The following is an 18,430-nucleotide window of genomic DNA, read 5'->3' as shown; positions in this document are numbered from 1 at the left end:
GCCGTGCAGCCGCCGGCCTATGGCCAGGGCCTGCTCCACCTGCTCCGCCTCCACCGTGTCGCCGTCGGTCAGCAGCGCGGCGCGCTCCAGCACGTTGCGCAGCTCGCGCACGTTGCCTGGGAAATCGTGCGCGGCCAGCCGCGCCAGCGCCGCGCGCGAAAGTTTCAATTGCCGCGGCGTCACGCGCTCCAGCAGCGACTTGGCCAGCAGCGGGATGTCCTCGCGCCGCTCGCGCAGCGCGGGCAGCCGTATCGGGAAGGTGCTGAGCCGGTAGTACAGGTCTTCGCGGAAACGGCCGTCGGCCACCATGGCGTCCAGGTCGCGGTGCGTGGCCGAGACCACGCGCACGTCGGCCCGCCGCAGCTCGGTGCTGCCCACGCGGCGGTAGGTACCGTTCTCCAGCAGCCGCAGCAGCTTCACCTGCATGAGCAGCGGGATGTCGCCGACTTCGTCCAGGAACAAGGTGCCGCCGCTGGCCGCTTCCACCAGGCCCGGCTTGCTGGCGTGCGCGCCGGTGAAGGCGCCGCGCTCGTGGCCGAACAGCTCGCTCTCGAACAGCGTCTCCGGCAGGCTGGCGCAGTCCACCACCACCAGCGGTTTGTTCGCGCGCAGGCTCACCTCGTGCACGGCGCGGGCCACGAGCTCCTTGCCGGTGCCGGATTCGCCCAGCAGCAGCACGCTGGCCTGCGAGGGGCCCACGCGCGCCACCAGAGCCAGCATCTCCTGGAAGGCTGCCGCGCGGCCGATCATCCCCTGCGCCGCCGGACGCCCCTGGGCGATGCGCAGCGGCTCCATCTTCTCCACGTAGAAGGCCGCCTCGCCGCTGGCGTCCAGCACGGGCGTCAGCTCGATGTTCACGTAGGCCTCGCCCTTGGGCGTGTGGTGCAGGTGCAGCACGCGCTCGCGCTGCCCGCTCTGGCGCGAGCGCGCGAGCGGGCAGCTCTCGCCGGCCTCGTCGCAGGGGCGGTCGAAATGGTGCGACACGTCGTAGCAGGTGCGGCCCACCACCGAGGCGCCCCCGGCGCTGAACTGCTGCCGGTAGGCCGCGTTGGCCGCCACGATGCGGTACTTGCGGTCGAAGACGATGTGCGGGTCGGCCAGTCCTTCGAGGTAGGACACGAGCTCCGGCAGGACGCTGGACATGGCGGGGTTCCCAGTCGGCCGGAAGAAAGAGGGTGCCCGCGCGCCTCGGCCAGGCCGCGCGCGGGCGGCGGCGAGTCTACTGCCGCATTTGGCAGGTCCGGCAGCGGGAGGCGGCGAGCGGTGCCGCCGCGTTCTTACTCCGTGCCTTGCACGTCTTTCACGCGCGGCCCGCCAGGCGCCGTGCCGCTGCCGTTGCTGTCAGTCGCCGGCTTGGCGGCTTTGTTGCAGCGCGAGCTTGCGCACCAGGCGGCAGGTGCCGTCCAGGTCGGCCGTGGTCAGCGACCAGGCCGGCACGCTCTTGGCGAGGCCGACCACGGCGTCCATGCCGTGGCGCGCGTGCGCCAGCGCGTTGAGCGTGGTGACGTAGAGGTGAGCGCCGGCCTCGGCCGCGTGCAGCGGGCGCAGCTCGGGCTCGCGCAGCAGCGGGTCGTGGCGGATGAAGAGCATGCCCCCCAGCGGGCAGGGCGAGGGCACCACCGCCGCGGGCAGCGCCGCCACGGGGATGTGCATCGTGCGGCCCAGCTCCAGCACCTGGCCCTCAGGCCAGGCCGGTGCGTTGGGCGGGCGGCGCTTGAGGCACAGGGCGTGCGGGTAGGCGTGGACGGCCAGCGCCTCCAGGTCCACGGGGCTGAGCTCGTCGCTGAGGTAGTTGAAGCCGTGGTGCAGCAGGCCCCAGGCGGTGGTGGACTTGCCCGCGCCGGAGTCGCCGGCCAGCAGCCAGGCCCGGCCCTGGAACTCCAGCGCCGCGGCATGCAGGTGCAGCAGCGTGGGCCGGCGCAACTGCAGCGCGATGATCAGGTCCTTCTCCAGGTGGTAGAGCAGATCGCAGAGGTCCGGCGCGGTCACGGCGGGGTGGCCGCGGCGCAGCAGCATCCAGCCGTCGCCCTGGGGGTGGCGGCAGGCACGGTAGTCCAGGTCGGCCTCGGCCTGCGCGTCGGCCGCGGGCAGGGCGGCGAAGTTGGCGCGCAGCACCCGCGCGGGGGCGGCGTCGTCACAGGCGATGCGCACGGTCTGGCCCAGGACCTGGAAGGCCCAAGCGGCGGCGTCGTCAGGGCCCCAGGCGGGTTGGCCCGGGTCGGCGCCGTTGGCGGGGAGGGCGGGTTGGGCGGGTTCTGCGGGCATGGGGCGGCAACTCACGGACAAGTTCTCCAGGGCGGCCGAGGCCTGCGGTGTGGCATGAAGAACGCCAGCGTTGGGCGGGAGCCGCAAGGCCGGCGTGGGGGGCTGCCGGGCAGGGGGGCTGGCCTCGGCGGGGGTCAGGGCTTCTTGCCGTTCCCGTAGCCGTATCCGTTGCCGTTGCCGTTGTTGCCGGGATTGCTCCCGTCATTCCCGTTGTTCCCGTTGTTGCCCGGGTTGGGGTTGCCGTTGTTGCCGTTGTTGCCGGGCTTGACGGAGCCGGCCTTGGCGAATTGCGGCGCGGCGGCCAGCGTCAGTATGGCGGGGGCCACGTAGGCGCCGCGCTTGACGAATTGGCGGCGGGACGGGTCGTTGACTGGCATTCAGCACTCCTTTCCTGGATGGTGGAAAACGCTGCGTTCATCTCCGGTCAGCAGGTTCAGCGACGCCAGGCGCTGCAGCACGTCGTGGACGTCGGCAAGCGCCCGGGATTCGTCGATGGCGAAGTCCTGGGCCAGCGCGGCGGCGATGTCCGGGGCGGTGCAACCCTCGCGCTGCAGGCGCCAGACGATGCTGGCCGTCTCGTTGAGCTGGTGGATGTGGTTGGACACCGTGTCGAGGATCAGGACCTCGCTGTCCACGTCGCGAACGATCATCCCCGTGCTCGGGGCGTAGGCATGGCTCATTGATCTCCCTCCGGAAGTGGCCCGCGGGCCTTGTGTATGGTCCGCGGTGCCCTGCTCGAATGAACAAGCGAGCAGGGATCATTGATTCACAGGCCCTGCAATGCCGCGAAAAAACTCCCCCAGGTTTGAAGGTTTGGCGCTACGGGACGTTGCGAAAGCAAGCAGATGCTGATATGTGAACTGTTGACGCACATTGTTACGGACAGGCCCTTGGCCGCGGCCGAAGCAGCCGCCGAGGGCAGCGAGGCCGCGGCGCAGCAGGACAGACAGATCCGCTGGGTGCTGGACGGCGGGCTGGGCCCGCTGCTGCACCACGCCACGCGCGCCGCGCCGAAAGCCATTCCCGCGCGCTGGCGCCATGAGCTGCTGGCCGCCGAGCTGACCGCGCGCGTGCGCCGCGCGGCGCTGGACGTCGTGGGCGCCGAGCTGCTGGACGCCTGCACCGCGCTGGGCGTGGAGCTCACGCTGCTCAAGGGCGTCTCGGTCAGCGTGCAGTTCTATGCCGAGCCGCACCTGCGCCCCATGGCGGACATGGACGTGCTGTTCCCCGCCGCGCTGCACGAGACGGTTACGCGCGCACTCACAGGCGAAACGGGCGCCTTCGAGCGCATCGAATTCGAGCGCACGCCCGGCCCGCACCACGACGAGCCGCTGCGCCACCGCGCGCACGGCGCCGTCGTGGAGCTGCACAAGGGGCTTTACGCCGACGGCTCGCCCCTGGGCGCGGGCAGCGTGTTCTCGGCCGAGGCCGTGCTGCAGCGCGCCGAGCCGGCCTTGTGGCTGGGACGGCGCGTGCGGCGGTTGCCTGCGGAGCTGCAACTGGCCTACATCGCCGCCTCGTGGTTCAACGACATGACGGTGCTCAAGGTGCAGCCCAGCTTCCTGCCCTCGCTGTGCGACGCGCTGCTGCTCATGCGCCACTGCGGCGCCGGCCTGGACTGGCGGCGGCTGCAGGGCTGGCTGGACAACGCCATGGCGCGCGGCTGCCTCTACGCGCTGCTGGCCTACCTGCCGCGCTTTGGCGTGCCGAGCGTGCCCGCGGACTTCATGCGGTGGCTGGCGCAGGTGCAGGACGTGGTGGGCCCGCTGCAACTGCGCCTCATCCACCGCATGCTGGACCACCACCTCCTCGGCGCACGGCCCTGGACCTACCCCTTCCCGCCGCCCATGCCCGGCCGCTACAGCCCGCACTACCAGTGGCGCAAGCGGCTGCTGGACCAGCCCTGAACGCAGACGGCCGCGCCCAACGCCCGGATACAGCCCCGCCGCATGCCTTCGGGTTTTCCCGTGCAGTCATTTTTCGTTTGATCCCTAAGATTCACCCAACTGGCCTGACCACTCGACCACCGGACCTGGTGAGCGGGCAGGCGCCAGGGGTTCGTGCCGCGGGCCCAAGCCTCATCGACCTGACATGCCGCTTCAAACCGTCTCCACCCAGCGCCTGTACCGCCAGATCGCCGACCAGCTCGCGGAGCTGATCCGCAGCGGCGAATTCCAGCCCGGCGACCGCCTGCCGTCCGAGCGCGACCTGGCGCAGCAGCTGGGCGTGAGCCGCGCCTCGGTGCGGGAGGCGCTCATCGCGCTGGAGATCGACGGGCTCATAGACATCCGCGTGGGCAGCGGCGTGTACGTCACCGCGCCGCGGGCCGTGGCGGCCAACTCGGTGCTGGTGGCCGAGCCGGGGCCCTTCGAGGTGCTGGCCGCGCGCGGCCTGGTGGAGGCCGAGGCCGCGGCGCTGGCCGCGCTCAACGCCACGGCTGAGGACCACGCCCGCATCCGCGAAACGCTGGCGCTCATGCGCGCGGAATTCGACGCCAGCGCCAGCGCGCTGGACGGCGACGCGCTCTTTCACGTGCGCATCGCCGAGGCCTCGGCCAACGGCGCGCTGGCGCACCTGGTCAAGACGCTGTGGGACTTCCGCCAGAGCGCGATGTTCCGCAAGCTGGACCAGCACTTCGACGTGCCCGCGCGCCATGCCGCCGCGATAGACGAGCACCTGGCCGTCATCGAGGCCATAGAGCGCCGCGATGCCGACGCTGCCCGCGCCGCCATGCTGCGCCACATCGACAACGTGAAATCCGCCCTGGAGCGCAACCTGGAGTTGCCGCCCGCGGCCGGTGCCGCCGATGGCGCCGCCGTGTACAGCTGACGCCTCATCCCACCTTCGCATCCACTCCCAGTCTCAACCCCCACGTCCGTTTTCCCCTGCCGTGCCGCAGGCTGCGCACCTGCCGGCCGGGCCGCCGCATTGCCGCACCCTCCCAACGATCAACCCACCCCCAACCGCCATGACGTCCACCGCCTCCACTTCCTCTCCCTTGGTTCTGCAAGCCGCGCAGGTGCTGCCTGACGACGGCTGTGCCGGCACGCTGGTGGGCCGCGCCTGGGTGCCCGGCGCCGTGGCCGGCCCCTCGGTGGTGGTGCTGCGCGAGGACGGCGTGTACGACCTGAGCGACCGCTTCCCCACCATGAGCACCCTGCTCGAAGCCACGCTGCCCGCGGTGCAGGTGCGGCAGGCGCAGGGCCGGCGCATCGGCAGCCTCGATGAACTGCTGGCCAACGCCGTGGCCGACACGCGCGACCAAAGTAAACCTTACCTGCTGGCGCCTTGCGACCTGCAGGTCATCAAGGCCGCGGGCGTGACCTTCGCCACCAGCCTGATCGAGCGCGTCATCGAGGAGCAGGCGCGCGGCGACGCCGCGCAGGCCCAGGCGCTGCGCGGGCAGGTGCTGTCGCTGGTCGGTGAAAACCTGGCCGACATCCGCCCCGGCTCCGAGCGCGCCATGGCGCTCAAGGCGTTGCTGCAGCAGCGCGGGCTGTGGTCGCAGTACCTGGAGGTGGGCATCGGCCCGGACGCCGAGGTGTTCACGAAAGCACCCGTGCTGTCCTCCGTGGGCACCGGCGAGGACATCGGCATCCGCGCCGAGTCGGCCTGGAACAACCCGGAGCCCGAGGTCGTGCTGGCGGTGAACAGCCGCGGCGAGATCGTGGGCGCGTCGCTGGGCAACGACGTCAATCTGCGCGACATCGAAGGCCGCAGCGCGCTGCTGCTGGGCAAGGCCAAGGACAACAACGCCTCCTGCGCCATCGGCCCCTTCATCCGCCTCTTCGACGACGGCTTCACGCTCGACGACGTGCGCCGCGAGGACGTGCACCTGCTCGTCCGCGGCACGGACGGCTTCGAGCTGCGCGGCATCAACTCCATGCGCCAGATCAGCCGCGACCCGCAGGACCTCGTGGACCAAACGATGCACGCGCACCAGTACCCGGACGGCTTCATGCTCTTCCTGGGCACCCTCTTCGCGCCCATCGAAGACCGCCACCAGCCCGGCGGCGGCTTTACCCATGACCTGGGCGACGTGGTCACCATCCGCAGCGCCCGCCTGGGCGGCCTGCACAACCGCGTGACGCACAGCGAGACAGCGCCGCCCTGGCGTTTCGGCCTGCGCGCCTTCATCGGCAACCTCGCCGCGCGCGGCCTCCTGAGCAACGGGCTGTGACGGCCACGCGCTGACCCCGCGCCGGCAAGCGCCGGCGCCTCCTTCCAAACGACGGTTTCCTTCGGCAGCCCGCGCCAGCGGGCGTGCCGCGGGCGAAGCCGTGCCTGCAACCACCCCCGGAGACAACACCATGAACACCCTTCGCAAGGCCCTGCTGGCCGCCCTGGTGGGCGCCGCGCTGCTGCCCATGGCCAACGCCCAAGCGGCCGACATCAAGGAACGCACGCTGAAATTCGCCTCGGCCCAGGCGGCGGACCACCCGTTCAGCCTGGGCGGCCAGAGGTTCGCCGAGCTGGTCACGGCCAAGAGCGGCGGCAAGATGAAAGCCAAGCTCTTCACCGGCGGCACCCTGGGGGGTGATGCGCAGGTCATCTCCTCGCTGCAGGGCGGCACGGTGGACGTCACCTTCGTGAGCCCCGGGCTGCTGTCCACCATGGACAAGGACTTCGGCATCTTCTACGTGCCCATGGCCTTCAACGACGCCCGCGAGGCCGACCAGCTGGTGGACGGCCCCTTCGGCCGCAAGCTGCTGGACAAGCTGCCGGCGAAAGGCCTGGTGGGCCTGGCCTATTGGGAAAACGGCTTTCGCTCCATCACCAACAGCAAGCGGCCCATCCACAAATGGGAAGACCTGCAGGGGCTGAAGATGCGCTCCATCCAGATCCCCATCTTCCTGGACATCTACAAGGCCGTGGACGCCAACCCCGTGCCGCTGGCCTTCACCGAGCTGTACGCCGCGCTGGAGAGCAAGGCCGTGGACGGGCAGGACAACCCGCTGCCCACGATAGAGACCGGCCGCTTCTACGAGGTGCAGAAGTACCTGTCGCTCACCCGCATCGTCTACGACCCGCTGGTGGTGCTGTTCAGCAAGAAGACCTGGGACAAGCTCGGCGCCGACGAGCAGAAGCTGCTGGCCGAGGCCGCCCGGGAAGCCACCGCCTACCAGCGCCAGGTCAACCGCGAGGCCGAGGCCAGCATGGTCAAGAGCGTCACGGCCAAGGGCATGGTGGTCAACGAGCTCAGCGCCGCCGAGCGCGACCGCCTGCGCGACAAGCTCAAGCCCGTGGGCGACGCCTTCGTCAAGGGGCTGGACCCGGCCGTGGTGGCCGAGTTCAACGCCGAGCTGGCCAAGGCGCGCGGCGCGAGCAAAACGGCGGCCAAGTGAAGACGGGGAGCAGCAAGGTGTCCGCAACGCTTTCCCCGGTGGCCGCCGCGCCGCGCGTGCTGCGGCTGCACGCCGATGACGACGTGGTGGTCGCGCTGGACCAACTCCTGCCCGGCGCCGTGCTGGCGGGCGAGGGCGTGACGGTGTCCGCCCTCGTGCCCCCGGGCCACAAGGTGGCGGTGCGCACCGTGGCCGCCGGCGCGCCGGTGCGCCGCTATGGGCAGATCATCGGCTTCGCCAGCCGCGACATCGCGCCGGGGCAGCACGTGCACGTGCACAACCTGGCCATGGGCGATTTCGCCCGCGACTACGCTTTTGCCCGCGACGCGCGCGCCACGCCGCCCGCGGCGCAGCCCGCCACCTTCCAGGGCATCGTGCGCGAGGACGGGCGCATTGCCACGCGCAACTACATCGGCATCCTCACCTCGGTGAACTGCTCGGCCACGGTGGCGCGCGCCATCGCCGACCATTTCCGCCGCGACATCCACCCCGAGGCCCTGGCCGCCTTTCCCAACGTGGACGGCGTGGTGGCGCTCACCCACGGCAGCGGCTGCGCCATAGACGCCGAGGGCGAGGGTTTGCAGGTGCTGCAGCGCACGCTGGGCGGCTACGCGGCGCATCCGAACTTCGCGGGCGTGCTGGTGGTGGGCCTGGGTTGCGAGACCAACCAGATTCCGCGCCTGATGGCGGCGCAGGGGCTGGAGCCCGGCGAGCGGCTGCGCACCTTCAACGTCCAGGAATCCGGCGGCACGGCCGCCGCCGTGGCCCGCGGCATCGAGCACGTGAAGGCCATGCTGCCGCGCGCCAACGACGTGACGCGCCAGCCGGTGCCCGCCGGCGCGCTGGTGGTGGGGCTGCAGTGCGGCGGCTCCGACGGCTATTCCGGCATCACCGCCAACCCGGTGCTGGGCGCGGCGGTGGACCTGCTGGTGGCGCAGGGCGGCACGGCCATCCTGTCGGAGACGCCGGAGATCTACGGCGCCGAGCACCTGCTCACGCGCCGCGCGCGCTGCGCCGCGGTGGGCGAGCGCCTGGTGCAGCGCATCCGCTGGTGGGAGGAGCACTGCGCGCGTGGCGGCGCGCGCATGGACAACAACCCCTCGGCCGGCAACAAGGCCGGCGGCCTGACCACGGTGCTCGAAAAATCATTGGGCGGCATCGCCAAGGGCGGCTCGACCAACCTCAACGAGGTCTACGAGTACGCCATGCCGGTGCGCGCGCGCGGGCTGGTGTTCATGGACACGCCGGGCTACGACCCCGTGTCCGCCACGGGCCAGGTGGCCGGCGGCGCCAACCTGATCTGCTTCACCACCGGGCGCGGCTCGGCCTACGGCTGCGCGCCCGCGCCCTCGCTCAAGCTGGCCACCAACACGGCGCTGTGGCAGCGCCAGCGCGACGACATGGACCTCAATTGCGGCGAGGTGCTGGACGGGCGCAAGACCATCGCGGAGCAGGGCGCCGAGCTTTTCGCGCAGATGCTGCGCACCGCCGGCGGCGAGCGCACCCGCAGCGAGGTGCACGGCTACGGGCAGAACGAGTTCGTGCCCTGGCAGCTCAGCGTGGTGACCTGAGCACGGCGCCCAGGCGGCGCCGACCGCGGGCATGGGATGCTTGAGCCCATCGCTTCATTGCGCTGCCGACGCCTTCCATGCTCTCCATCACCCTGGGCCCCTTGGCCTTGCCCGTCGCCCCGCTGATGCTGCTGGCGGCGCTGGCGCTGGCCGTGTTCGCGGCGCGCCGCCTGGCGGGCGCGGGCCAGGCCGCGCAGGCCGAGCGTGCCTTGTTGGGCGCGGCCGTGGCCGCCTTGCTGGCGGCGCGGCTGGGCCATGTGCTGCCGCACTGGCAGCCCTACCTGGCGCAGCCCTGGGCGGTGTTCGACATCCGTGATGGCGGCTGGGACGACGCCATAGGCGTGGCCGTGGCCGCGCTCTGGCTGGCCGCGCGCAGCCGCGCCCTGCCGGCACTGCGCCGCCCGCTGCTGTGGAGCGCGCTGGCCGGCGTGGGCGTGTGGACGGTGCTGGGCGTGGCCGTGCTGGCCGCGGGCGGGCGGGCGCTGCCCGTGCCGGCGCCGGACGTGGCGCTCACCGCGCTGGCCGGTGGCGGGCAGCAGCCGCTGGCCGAGGTGCTGGGCGGGCGCCCGGCCGTGGTCAACCTGTGGGCGAGCTGGTGCCCGCCCTGCCGCGCCGAGATGCCGGTGCTGGAGGCGGCGCGCCGCCGCGACGGCGCGGACGTGCGCTTCCTGCTCGTCAACCAGGGCGAGGCGGCCGCCGTGGTGCGCGCCTACCTCAAGCGCGAAGGCATGGCCGAGGAGGGCGTCTGGCTGGACGCCACGCGCGCGCTGGGCCACGCCAGCGGCTCCAGCGGGCTGCCGCTCACGCTCTTCTTCGACGCGCAGGGCCGGCGCGTGCACGCCCACTTGGGCGCGCTCAACGCCGCCGCGCTGCAGGTGCAGGTGCAGCGGTTGCGCCAGGCGCGCTGAGCCCGGCCGCGGCCCGCGCTCAGCGCTTGTCCAGCGGGCAGGTGTTGACGCCCAGGAGGGAATAGGCCGGGCACACGCGCACCAGGCCCGTGAGCAGCGGGACGATGCCGATGTAGCCCCAGGCGCCCACGGTGCCCGTGGCGGCCAGGGTGATGAGCACGAGGCCCGCGAGGATGCGCAGCACGCGGTCCGTGCCGCCGACGTTGGTTTTCATAGTCCAGCTCCTGGTTCCTGGTGAAGGCTGCATGCGCCGTGGGCGCCGCGGCGGCGTCCATGGAGGCGCGGCGCGTGCAACGCCAGGGCATCAACTCACTTTCCGTACCAGGCCGGCGGCGGAAGGAAACGCCTTGTGCGACAGGCACTTGGCGTTCAAGCGCCCGCTTGTGCCAAGTGACGTGGCAGCGCCCGCTGCCGGCAGTGGCAGTCGCCGCCTAGGCCACGGCGCTGGAGGGCGCCGCCGGGAGCGTTGGCGGCTGCTGGGGTGGCTGCGCCTCCAGCGGCACCGTCAGGCGCCAGGCCGTGCCCGGGCCGTCGAGGTTTTCCACCGTGGCGTCGATCTGGCGGGACAGCAGCGTCACCAGCCGCATGCCCAGGCCCTTGGACTGCGCGGGGTCCAGGCCCGGCGGCAGCCCCGTGCCGTCGTCGCGCACCTCCAGCACCAGCTGGTGCGGGCCGGGGGGCGTGGACTCGGCCAGGGCGATGCGCAGCTCGCCTTCGCCGGTGCTGCCCCACGCGTACTTCAGCGCGTTGGTGATCAGCTCCGTGACGATGAGCCCCAGTGGCACCGCGGCGTTGACCGGCAGTTGCAGCGGCTGCAGCGCCAGTGCCGTGCGCACGCGGCGCTCGGCGCCGAAGGAGCGCACGAGCTGGTCGGCCAGGGTGCGCAGGTAGTCGGAGAAGTTCAGCGCCGACAGGGTGTTTTGCTGGTAGAGCCGCTGGTGCACCAGCGCCATGGCGCGCACGCGCTGCTCGGTCTCGGTGAAGGCGGCCTGCACGGCCGGGTCCTGCAACTGGCGGCGCTGCAGTTGCAGCAGGCTGGAGACCACCTGCAGGTTGTTCTTCACGCGGTGGTGCACCTCCTGCAGCAGCACCTCCTTCTCGGCCAGGGCGGCCTTGAGGGCGGCCTCGGCCTCGCGGCGCGCGGTCACGTCCATGTTGATGCCGATTTGCCGCAGCAGCGTCCCGTCCAGGCTGAAGCGGGCCTGCGCGTGGTCGGCCAGCCAGACCCAGGCGCCCTGCGGCGTGCGCAGCCGGTACTCCAGCGAGTAGCCCGGCTGCCGGGGGTTGAGGCCGGCCATGCTGGCCTGCAGCGTGTGCCTGTCCTCGGGGTGCACGCGCTGCATGAAGTCCCGGCCGTCGTGCTCGCGCAGCAGGCCCAGCGACGCGTACAGGCTGCCGATGCGCTGCACCCGGCTCGTGCCGCCCTCGACTTCGTAGGCGCCCATGTGCGCGGCCTCCAGGGCCAGGCGCAGCCGCTCCTCGCTCAGGCGCAGCGCCTGCTCGGCGCGCTTGCGCTCGGTGATGTCCATGCAGGTGCCCACGTACACGTCGCGCTCGCTCTCGTCCTGCGCCAGGTACATGTCCATCAGCACCTCGAAGCGGCTGCCGTCGCGCCGCCGCGCGGTGAGCTCGCGCCGGCACGCGCCCCAGGCGTGCAGCTCGCCCACGATGGTGGCGGCCGTCTGCGGGTCGGCGCAGTGCTCGGCCAGCGCCATGCCCGCCACCTCCTCGGCCTTGGCATAGCCGAACTGGTAGGCGTAGGCGTCGTTGACGTAGGTGAAGCGCCCCTGCACGTTGACGATGCACACGCCGTTGAGCGAGTTCTTGATCGCCCCGGCCAGCAACTGCACTTCGGCGGTGCGCCGTGCCACGTGGCGCTCCAGCACCTGCAGTTGCATGCGCACCGCGATGGCCGCCAGCACCGACTGCGCGATGCGCTCCAGCGTCGCGCGCTCGGCCGCGCTCCACTGCCGCGGCTTGTCGTCCACCACGCAGAAGCTGCCCAGCACCAGGCCGTCCGGCGTGGCCAGCGGCACGCCCAGGTAGGCGCCCACGCCCGCCGGCACCGGGCCGTCGTAGCGCGGCGGCGGCGCGCGCTGCGCGTCCTCCACCACCAGTGCCTCGCCCGCGGTGACCACGAACTGGCAGAACGAGGCCTGGACCGGCAGCTCGCGCGTGCCCGCCAGCTCGCCGCCCAGGCCGAAGCTGCTCTTGAAGAACTGGCGCCGGCTGTCCACCAGGCTGATGAGGCACAGCGGCACCTGCAGCGACAGCGCCGCCAGCCGCGTGAAGCGGTCGAACTCCTCCTCCGGCGCCGTGTCCATGAGCTGCGTGCGCCGCAGCGCCTCCAGCCGGTCGGGGTCGTCCAGGCGCTGCGGCGACGGCGAGGCGGGCTGCCGCGCCTCGCCGTCGCCTATGGAGCGCCACAGCGCCTCGTTGAGCTCGGCCAGTTGCCCGGCCTGGCCCTGCAGCCGGGCATGGGCGGCGCCCAACTGGTCCTGGGCCTGTTCCAGCGCCCGCACCGTGGCGCCCAGGCGGCGCAGGCTGCGCTGCTGGCCCCAGCCGGCCCAGGCCACCAGCGCCAGCGACAGCAGGCTGCCCAGCGCCGTGATGGCCACGGCCAGGTCGAAGTTGCGCTGCGCCGCGGTCTCGCGCGAGTGCAGTAGGCGCAGCTCCTCGGCGTCCAGCGCCTCCAGCAGCGCCTTCATCGCCGCCAGCTCCGTCGGCGCGCTGGTGGAGGCGATGTGCTCGCGCGCGGCGCGAAAGCCCCGCTGCTGCGCGTCGCGCAGCACCGCCTCGTCCAGGGCGTTGAGCGTGTGCAGCCGCTGCTCCAGGGCCTGCAGCCGCTGCTGCTGCAGTGCGTTGTCGCCGGTGAGCGCCTGCAGCCGCTGCAGCCGCTCGGCGGCGCTGCGCTGGGCCTGGCGGCCGGGCTCCAGCCAGTCCTCGCGCGCGCTGGCCACGTAGCCGCGCACGGCGCGCGAGATCTCCAGCACGTCGCTGCGCAGCTCCGACAGCTCCAGCCGCACCTGCAGCGTGTGCGCTCGCCAGCGCGCGGCCTCGGTGGCCACGTTCTGGAACCACATCGCCCCCAGCGCCACCAGCAGCAGCAGCACCAGCGCCACGGCAATGGCCGGCGGTATGGGCAAGGCCCCCAGGACCCGTTGTCGAGATGCCGATGCCATGGAAGAAATGGGTGAGCAAAACAGCCGCGACAGCGCGGTCCGGCCCCGCGTCAAGACGCGCGGCCCACCCGATTGTTATCGAAGCGGTAACGTTTTGTTCCGCCCCGCGCCATCTCAGGGCACCAGCACCGCGGCGCCCTGTACACGGCCGCTGCGCAGGTCGTGCAGCGCCTGGTTGGCCTGCTCCAGCGGGTAGACGCTGGTGTGCACCTGCAGCGGCTCGCGGGCGGCCATCTGCAGGAACTCCAGCCCGTCGCGCCGCGTGAGGTTGGCCACCGACATCACCTGGCGCTCCTCCCACAGCAGCCGGTAGGGAAAGGACGGGATGTCGCTCATGTGGATGCCGCCGCACACCACGCGGCCGCCCTTGCGCACGGCCTGCAGCGCGCGCGGCACCAGGTCGCCCACGGGGGCGAAGAGGATGGCCGCGTCCAGCGGCTTGGGTGGCGCCTGCGCCGACGAGCCGGCCCAAGCGGCGCCCAGGCGCCGCGCGAAATCCTGCGCCGCCGTGTCGCCCTCGCGCGTGAAGGCGTAGACCTCGCGGCCCTGGCGCAGCGCCACCTGCGCCACCAGGTGCGCCGCCGCGCCGAAGCCGTACAGGCCCAGCGCGTGCGCGTCGTCACCCGCGGCGCGCAGGCAGCGCCAGCCTATGAGCCCGGCGCACAGCAGCGGCGCCAGGTGCACCGCGTCGGCGCCCTGCGCCTGCAGCGGCAGGCAGAACGCGGCGTCGGCCACCACGTGCGAGGCGAAGCCGCCGTCGCGCGTGTGGCCGGTGAACTGCGGCGTGTCGCACAGGTTCTCCTGCCCGTGCGCACAAGGGCCGCAATGCCCGCAGGCATGGCCCAGCCAGGGCACGCCCACGCGCTCGCCCAAGCGCGGTTCGCTCACGCCTTCGCCCAGGGCCTCGACCACGCCCACGATCTCGTGGCCGGGGACGATGGGCAGCCGCGTGCCGGGCAGCTCGCCATCGACCACGTGCAAGTCGGTGCGGCACACGGCGCAGGCCAGCACCCGCAGCCGCACCTCGCCCGGCCCGGGAACGGGATCGGGGCGCCTGACCAGTTCCAGCGGCAGGCCCGGCTGGTGCAACACCATGGCGCGCATCGGTGACTCCTTGCTGATCGTGCGGCGGATTGTGTGCATTGCGTCACGGGGTGCGCCTTGAGGCGCGTCAAGCCTCGACCGCCCGGTCGACGCCAGGTTGATCTGCATCACTGTGCGCAGCGCCGCGATGGATCAATCTGACCGCTCGGGAATGCGCGGCCAATCCGGCCTCGAAACGGAGCCGCGCCGTCCCGGCCGCCATGCGACGGGGAGGCCGCATGAAACACATGCCCCGGAGGTGTTTTCCATGACTGCACGCAGGCCCGCCCTGACTTGCCTGTCCCTCACCGGTGCCCTGGCCGCGCTGGCCATCGTGGTGAGTACCTGGACCATGCCGGCCCCCGAGGCCGTGGCGCCCGCGCTGCCGTCCACGCCCGCGGGCCTCGCGCAGGCGCCGCTGGACGTGCCTGAGGACGCGCTGCCCGCCCTGGCCCCGCTGACCCGGCCCGCCGCGCCGGCCCAGGGCGCGCCGGCCGACCAGCCGCCTGCCTTTGCCGGGCTGCTGTACGTGCTGGCGCTGCTGGGCACGGGCCTGGCCGCCGCGTACCGGCGCGATGGCGCGTGACGCTGAAGGTCCGGTTGCCGGCGCAACCGGGCTGGCGCCGCCCAACGCGCCACCGGCGGCGCTGCCCGTTTTCCACGCCCGCGGCCTTTGCAAGACCTATGGCGCCGGCGCCGTGGAGGTGCGCGCGCTGCGCGACGTGGACCTCGACATCGCCTGCGGCGAGTTCATCGTCCTGCTGGGCCCGTCGGGCTCGGGCAAGTCCACGCTGCTCAACATCCTGGGCGGGCTGGACGTGGCCAGCGCCGGCGAGCTGCGCTTCGGCACGCTGGACCTCACGCGCGCCGACGAGGCCACGCTGACGGACTACCGGCGCCGCCACGTGGGCTTCGTCTTCCAGTTCTACAACCTCATCCCCAGCCTCACCGTGCGCGAGAACGTGGCCCTGGTCACCGACATCGCCGAGCACCCCATGCCCGTGGACGAGGCCGTGGACCGCGTGGGCCTCACGCCGCGGCGCGACCACTTCCCGGCCCAGCTCTCCGGCGGCGAGCAGCAGCGCGTGGCCATCGCCCGCGCCATCGCCAAGCGGCCGGACGTGCTGCTGTGCGACGAGCCCACGGGCGCGCTGGACGTGCACACGGGCAAGCTCGTCCTGGAAGTCATAGGCGGCGTGCACCGCGACACCGGCACCACCACCCTCGTCATCACGCACAACGCCGCCATCGCCGCCATGGCCGACCGCGTGTTCCACATGGGCGACGGGCGGCTGCAGCGCGTGCAGGCTAACGCGCGCAAGCTGCCGGCCTCGGCGCTGTCCTGGTGAGGCGCGCGCGCGGATACGGACACGGGGCGGCAGCGCCATGAAGGCCCTCGACCTCAAGCTGCTGCGCGACCTGCGCCGCCTGTGGAGCCAGGCCTTGACCATCGCGCTGGTGGTGGCCAGCGGCGTGGGCGGCTTTCTCACCAGCCTGTCGGCGGTGGATTCCCTGGCGCGGGCCCGCGACGCCTATTAAGCCGAGGGCCGCTTCGCCGACGTCTTCGCCGGCTTGAAGCGCGCCCCGGCCGCGCTGGGGGCGGCGTTGGGCGAGCTGCCCGGCGTGGCCGAGGTGCAGACGGGCGTGGAGGCGCTGGTGCGGGTGGAGGTGCCGGGCTCGGACGACCCGGTCATCGGCCAACTCGTCGGCCTGGACCTGCGCGCGCCGCCGCGGCTGAACCGCGTTTCGCTCACTGCCGGGCAGCCGCTGGAGCCGCTGCAGCGGGGCACTGCCGGCGACGGCGCCATCCCCGCGCTGGTCTCCGAGGGTTTCGCCAGCGCCCGGGGGCTGAAGTTCGGCGACACCCTGGGCGCGCTGGTCAACGGGCGGCAGCGGCGCCTGCGCGTCGTGGGCACGGCGGTGTCGCCGGAGCACGTCTTCGCCGGGCTGTGGGGCACGCCGGACCAGCGCGGCTACGGCATCTTCTGGGTGGACCGCGAGGTGCTGGAGGCCGCCTTCGACCTGCGCGGCGCCTTCAACCGCGTGTCGCTGCGCCTGGCCCCCGGCGCGAGCGAGCCGGCGGTGATGGCGGCGCTGCAGCAGCGGCTGGCGGCCTACGGCGGGCGCGACGTCATTCCCCGCGCCGAGCAGGCCTCGCACGCCATGCTGGAAGGTGAAATCAAGTCGCAGCGCGTGGTGGGCACGGTGCTGCCGGCCATCTTCCTGGCCGTGGCCGCCTTCCTGCTCAACGTGGTGGTGTCGCGCCTGGTGGGCACGCAGCGCGAGCAGATCGCCGCCTTGAAAGCCCTGGGCTACGCCAACGCCGCCATCGCGCTGCACTACCTGCAGCTCGTCTTGCTGATCGTCGCGCTTGGGCTGGCGTTGGGCGCGGCGCTGGGCCAGTGGCTGGGGGCGCAGCTCACGGCGCTGTACGCCGAGTTCTACCGCTTCCCGCGCCTGGAGCACCGCCTGGCGCCGGGGCTGCTGGGGCTGGCCGGCGGCGTCACGGCGGCCACGGCCGTGCTGGGCACGTTGGGCGCCATCGCGGCCACGGTGCGGCTGGCGCCGGCCGAGGCCATGCGAGCGCCCGCGCCCGCGCGCTACCGGCCCACGCTGCTGGAGCGGCTGGGCGTGCAGCGGCTGCCCTCGGCGCTGCGCATGGTGCTGCGCAACATGGAGCGGCGCCCGCTGCGCACGCTGCTGTGCGTGGGCGGCATCGCCGCGGCGCTGGCCATCACGGTGCTGGGCAACTTCCTGCGCGACGCCATGGACGAGATCGTCTACACCCAGTTCACGCTGTCGCTGCGCGGCGACGTCACGCTGTGGATGGACGACGTGGTGGACGACGCCGTGCGGCTGGAGCTGGCGCGGCTGCCCGGCGTGCTGGGCGTGGAGTCCACGCGCTTCGTCCCCGTCAACCTTATCCGGGGCGCGCGGCACGAGCGCAGCCTCATTCGCGGCTACGCGCCGCGCCCCGAGCTCTACCGCGTGATGGACGCGCAGGGCCACGCCGTGCCGCTGGAGGAGCGCGGCCTGGTGCTCACCGACCGCCTGGCCGACAAGCTGGGCGTGCGCGCGGGCGACACCGTGGAGGCCGAGGTGCTGGTGGGCCGCCCGCGCCGGCTGCGCCTGGCCGTGGGCGCCACGGTGCGCGAGTCCATGGGCCTGAACGCCTACATGGACCGCCGCCAGCTCAACCGGCTGCTGGGCGACGGCGACGTCGCCACCGGCTTCGTCTTGTCCGTGCAGCGCGGCGGCGAGGCGGCGCTGCTGCGGGCCACCCGGCACATCCCGCGCCTGGCCGGCGCCTTCAGCAAGGCCACGCTGCTGCGCAACATGCAGGAGGTCAGTGCGCGCAACGTGCGCATCATGAGCACGGTGCTCACCGCCTTCGCGGTCGTGATCGCCGTGGGCGTGGTCTACAACAACGCGCGCATCGCGCTGGCCGAGCGCGGCTGGGAGCTGGCCAGCCTGCGCGTGCTGGGCTTCACGAGCGCCGAGGTTTCATGGCTGCTGCTGGGCGAGCTGGCCCTGTGCATTGCCGTGGCGCTGCCGCTGGGCATGCTGCTGGGCTACGGGCTCACGCATGGCGTGGCGCAGGCGCTCAAGAGCGACCAGTTCTTCTTCCCCGTGGTGATTCGCGCGCGCACCTACGCTTGGGCCGCGCTGGTGGTGGTGGCCGCGGGAGCGGCCAGCGCGCTGGTGGTGCGCCGCCGCGTGGACCGGCTGGACCTGGTGGCCGTGCTCAAGACCCGCGACTGAACACAAGGACCCCGACGCCATGAAGCGCAAGACCTGGGCCTTCACCGCCGCCGGCCTGGCCGCGGCGCTGCTGCTGCTGGCCTGGGCCCTGGCCCCGCGGCCCGTGCCGGTGGAGACGGCCACCGCGGTGCAGGGCCCGTTCGAGACCTTCATCGAGGAGGAGGGCCGCACCCGCGTGCGCGACCGCTACGTGGTCAGCGCCCCGCTGGCCGGCGTGCTGCAGCGCATGGCGCTGCGCGAGGGCGACGCGGTGTCGCCCGGCGACGTGCTGGCGCTGCTCACCCCCGTGCTGCCCGCCCTGCAGGACGAGCGCA

The 18,430-nt window shown here is 72.7% G+C and carries 17 protein-coding genes and 1 pseudogene; 11 read left to right on the top strand and 7 right to left on the bottom strand.

Annotated elements, in window-relative coordinates:
* The 4 genes from SM757_RS33105 to SM757_RS33090 all read right to left on the bottom strand — a co-directional run.
* Positions 1 to 1,143: sigma-54 interaction domain-containing protein (locus SM757_RS33105; protein ID WP_322468591.1), on the bottom strand; the 1,143-nt coding region annotated here is incomplete at its 3' end.
* Positions 1,144 to 1,341: 198 nt separating this feature from the next.
* Entirely contained in the window at positions 1,342 to 2,265 is a 924-nt protein-coding gene (locus SM757_RS33100) for a hypothetical protein (RefSeq protein WP_322468590.1), read from the bottom strand.
* 134 nt (positions 2,266 to 2,399) lie between these two features.
* A complete protein-coding gene (locus tag SM757_RS33095) occupies positions 2,400 to 2,642 on the bottom strand; it encodes a hypothetical protein (protein ID WP_322468589.1) in 243 nt (80 codons plus the stop codon).
* Positions 2,643 to 2,945, bottom strand: coding sequence for a PqqD family protein (locus SM757_RS33090; protein ID WP_084267493.1), 303 nt, complete (start codon positions 2,943 to 2,945; stop codon positions 2,643 to 2,645). It abuts the gene before it with no gap.
* Between the two features lie 210 nt (positions 2,946 to 3,155).
* On the opposite strand from SM757_RS33090, the gene SM757_RS33085 reads away from it, so the two are divergent.
* From SM757_RS33085 to SM757_RS33060, 6 genes are all read left to right on the top strand, one after another.
* Positions 3,156 to 4,172, top strand: a complete 1,017-nt coding sequence (locus SM757_RS33085; RefSeq protein ID WP_322468588.1) for a nucleotidyltransferase family protein — start codon at positions 3,156 to 3,158, stop codon at positions 4,170 to 4,172.
* 184 nt (positions 4,173 to 4,356) lie between these two features.
* Complete coding sequence (locus SM757_RS33080; RefSeq protein WP_322468587.1) at positions 4,357 to 5,094, top strand: FadR/GntR family transcriptional regulator; 738 nt, start codon at positions 4,357 to 4,359, stop codon at positions 5,092 to 5,094.
* A gap of 139 nt (positions 5,095 to 5,233) precedes the next feature.
* Positions 5,234 to 6,445, top strand: coding sequence for a fumarylacetoacetate hydrolase family protein (locus SM757_RS33075; RefSeq protein ID WP_066336824.1), 1,212 nt, complete (start codon positions 5,234 to 5,236; stop codon positions 6,443 to 6,445).
* A 130-nt stretch (positions 6,446 to 6,575) separates the two neighbouring features.
* Positions 6,576 to 7,610, top strand: a complete 1,035-nt coding sequence (locus SM757_RS33070; RefSeq protein WP_066336826.1) for a TRAP transporter substrate-binding protein — start codon at positions 6,576 to 6,578, stop codon at positions 7,608 to 7,610.
* A 17-nt stretch (positions 7,611 to 7,627) separates the two neighbouring features.
* A complete protein-coding gene (locus SM757_RS33065) occupies positions 7,628 to 9,181 on the top strand; it encodes a UxaA family hydrolase (RefSeq protein WP_322468586.1) in 1,554 nt (517 codons plus the stop codon).
* Positions 9,182 to 9,258: 77 nt separating this feature from the next.
* Entirely contained in the window at positions 9,259 to 10,089 is an 831-nt protein-coding gene (locus SM757_RS33060) for a TlpA family protein disulfide reductase (RefSeq protein ID WP_322468585.1), read from the top strand.
* A gap of 19 nt (positions 10,090 to 10,108) precedes the next feature.
* Here the strand turns inward: SM757_RS33060 and SM757_RS33055 are convergent, their stop codons facing one another.
* From SM757_RS33055 to SM757_RS33045, 3 genes are all read right to left on the bottom strand, one after another.
* Positions 10,109 to 10,303, bottom strand: a complete 195-nt coding sequence (locus SM757_RS33055; protein ID WP_066336832.1) for a YgaP family membrane protein — start codon at positions 10,301 to 10,303, stop codon at positions 10,109 to 10,111.
* A gap of 217 nt (positions 10,304 to 10,520) precedes the next feature.
* Complete coding sequence (locus tag SM757_RS33050) at positions 10,521 to 13,235, bottom strand: histidine kinase dimerization/phosphoacceptor domain -containing protein (protein WP_322468584.1); 2,715 nt, start codon at positions 13,233 to 13,235, stop codon at positions 10,521 to 10,523.
* 150 nt (positions 13,236 to 13,385) lie between these two features.
* Positions 13,386 to 14,375: a zinc-dependent alcohol dehydrogenase family protein gene (locus SM757_RS33045; RefSeq protein ID WP_066336836.1), complete on the bottom strand. Its 990-nt coding sequence runs from the start codon at positions 14,373 to 14,375 to the stop codon at positions 13,386 to 13,388.
* Positions 14,376 to 14,622: 247 nt separating this feature from the next.
* Here SM757_RS33045 and SM757_RS33040 point away from each other — a divergent pair, with 247 nt between their 5' ends.
* The 5 genes and pseudogenes from SM757_RS33040 to SM757_RS33020 all read left to right on the top strand — a co-directional run.
* Entirely contained in the window at positions 14,623 to 14,940 is a 318-nt protein-coding gene (locus SM757_RS33040) for a hypothetical protein (RefSeq protein ID WP_322468583.1), read from the top strand.
* Positions 14,930 to 15,703 carry an ABC transporter ATP-binding protein gene (locus SM757_RS33035; protein ID WP_322468582.1) on the top strand — a complete coding sequence of 258 codons (774 nt, stop codon included), beginning with the start codon at positions 14,930 to 14,932 and terminating at the stop codon, positions 15,701 to 15,703. Before SM757_RS33040 ends, SM757_RS33035 begins: the two co-directional genes overlap by 11 nt.
* A gap of 37 nt (positions 15,704 to 15,740) precedes the next feature.
* Positions 15,741 to 15,893, top strand: coding sequence for a hypothetical protein (locus tag SM757_RS33030; protein WP_322468581.1), 153 nt, complete (start codon positions 15,741 to 15,743; stop codon positions 15,891 to 15,893).
* Between the two features lie 33 nt (positions 15,894 to 15,926).
* Positions 15,927 to 18,116, top strand: coding sequence for an ABC transporter permease (locus SM757_RS33025; protein ID WP_322468580.1), 2,190 nt, complete (start codon positions 15,927 to 15,929; stop codon positions 18,114 to 18,116).
* Positions 18,117 to 18,135: 19 nt separating this feature from the next.
* Positions 18,136 to 18,430: pseudogene (locus SM757_RS33020) on the top strand (biotin/lipoyl-binding protein); the annotation flags it as partial.

The organism is Azohydromonas lata, from assembly GCF_034427735.1.
Classification (GTDB): Bacteria; Pseudomonadota; Gammaproteobacteria; order Burkholderiales; family Burkholderiaceae_C; genus Azohydromonas; species Azohydromonas lata.
The sequence above is the reverse complement of the archived record's forward strand: the minus strand, read 5'-3'. Positions and strand labels throughout refer to the sequence as shown.

Coding starts and splice junctions, on each gene's coding strand:
- SM757_RS33070 (WP_066336826.1), top strand. CDS start 6,576: ATGAACACCCTTCGCAAGGCCCTGCTGGCCGCCCTGGTGGGCGCCGCG.
- SM757_RS33080 (WP_322468587.1), top strand. CDS start 4,357: ATGCCGCTTCAAACCGTCTCCACCCAGCGCCTGTACCGCCAGATCGCC.
- SM757_RS33045 (WP_066336836.1), bottom strand. CDS start 14,375: ATGCGCGCCATGGTGTTGCACCAGCCGGGCCTGCCGCTGGAACTGGTC.
- SM757_RS33055 (WP_066336832.1), bottom strand. CDS start 10,303: ATGAAAACCAACGTCGGCGGCACGGACCGCGTGCTGCGCATCCTCGCG.
- SM757_RS33075 (WP_066336824.1), top strand. CDS start 5,234: ATGACGTCCACCGCCTCCACTTCCTCTCCCTTGGTTCTGCAAGCCGCG.
- SM757_RS33095 (WP_322468589.1), bottom strand. CDS start 2,642: ATGCCAGTCAACGACCCGTCCCGCCGCCAATTCGTCAAGCGCGGCGCC.
- SM757_RS33035 (WP_322468582.1), top strand. CDS start 14,930: ATGGCGCGTGACGCTGAAGGTCCGGTTGCCGGCGCAACCGGGCTGGCG.
- SM757_RS33090 (WP_084267493.1), bottom strand. CDS start 2,945: ATGAGCCATGCCTACGCCCCGAGCACGGGGATGATCGTTCGCGACGTG.
- SM757_RS33030 (WP_322468581.1), top strand. CDS start 15,741: ATGAAGGCCCTCGACCTCAAGCTGCTGCGCGACCTGCGCCGCCTGTGG.
- SM757_RS33060 (WP_322468585.1), top strand. CDS start 9,259: ATGCTCTCCATCACCCTGGGCCCCTTGGCCTTGCCCGTCGCCCCGCTG.
- SM757_RS33100 (WP_322468590.1), bottom strand. CDS start 2,265: ATGCCCGCAGAACCCGCCCAACCCGCCCTCCCCGCCAACGGCGCCGAC.
- SM757_RS33040 (WP_322468583.1), top strand. CDS start 14,623: ATGACTGCACGCAGGCCCGCCCTGACTTGCCTGTCCCTCACCGGTGCC.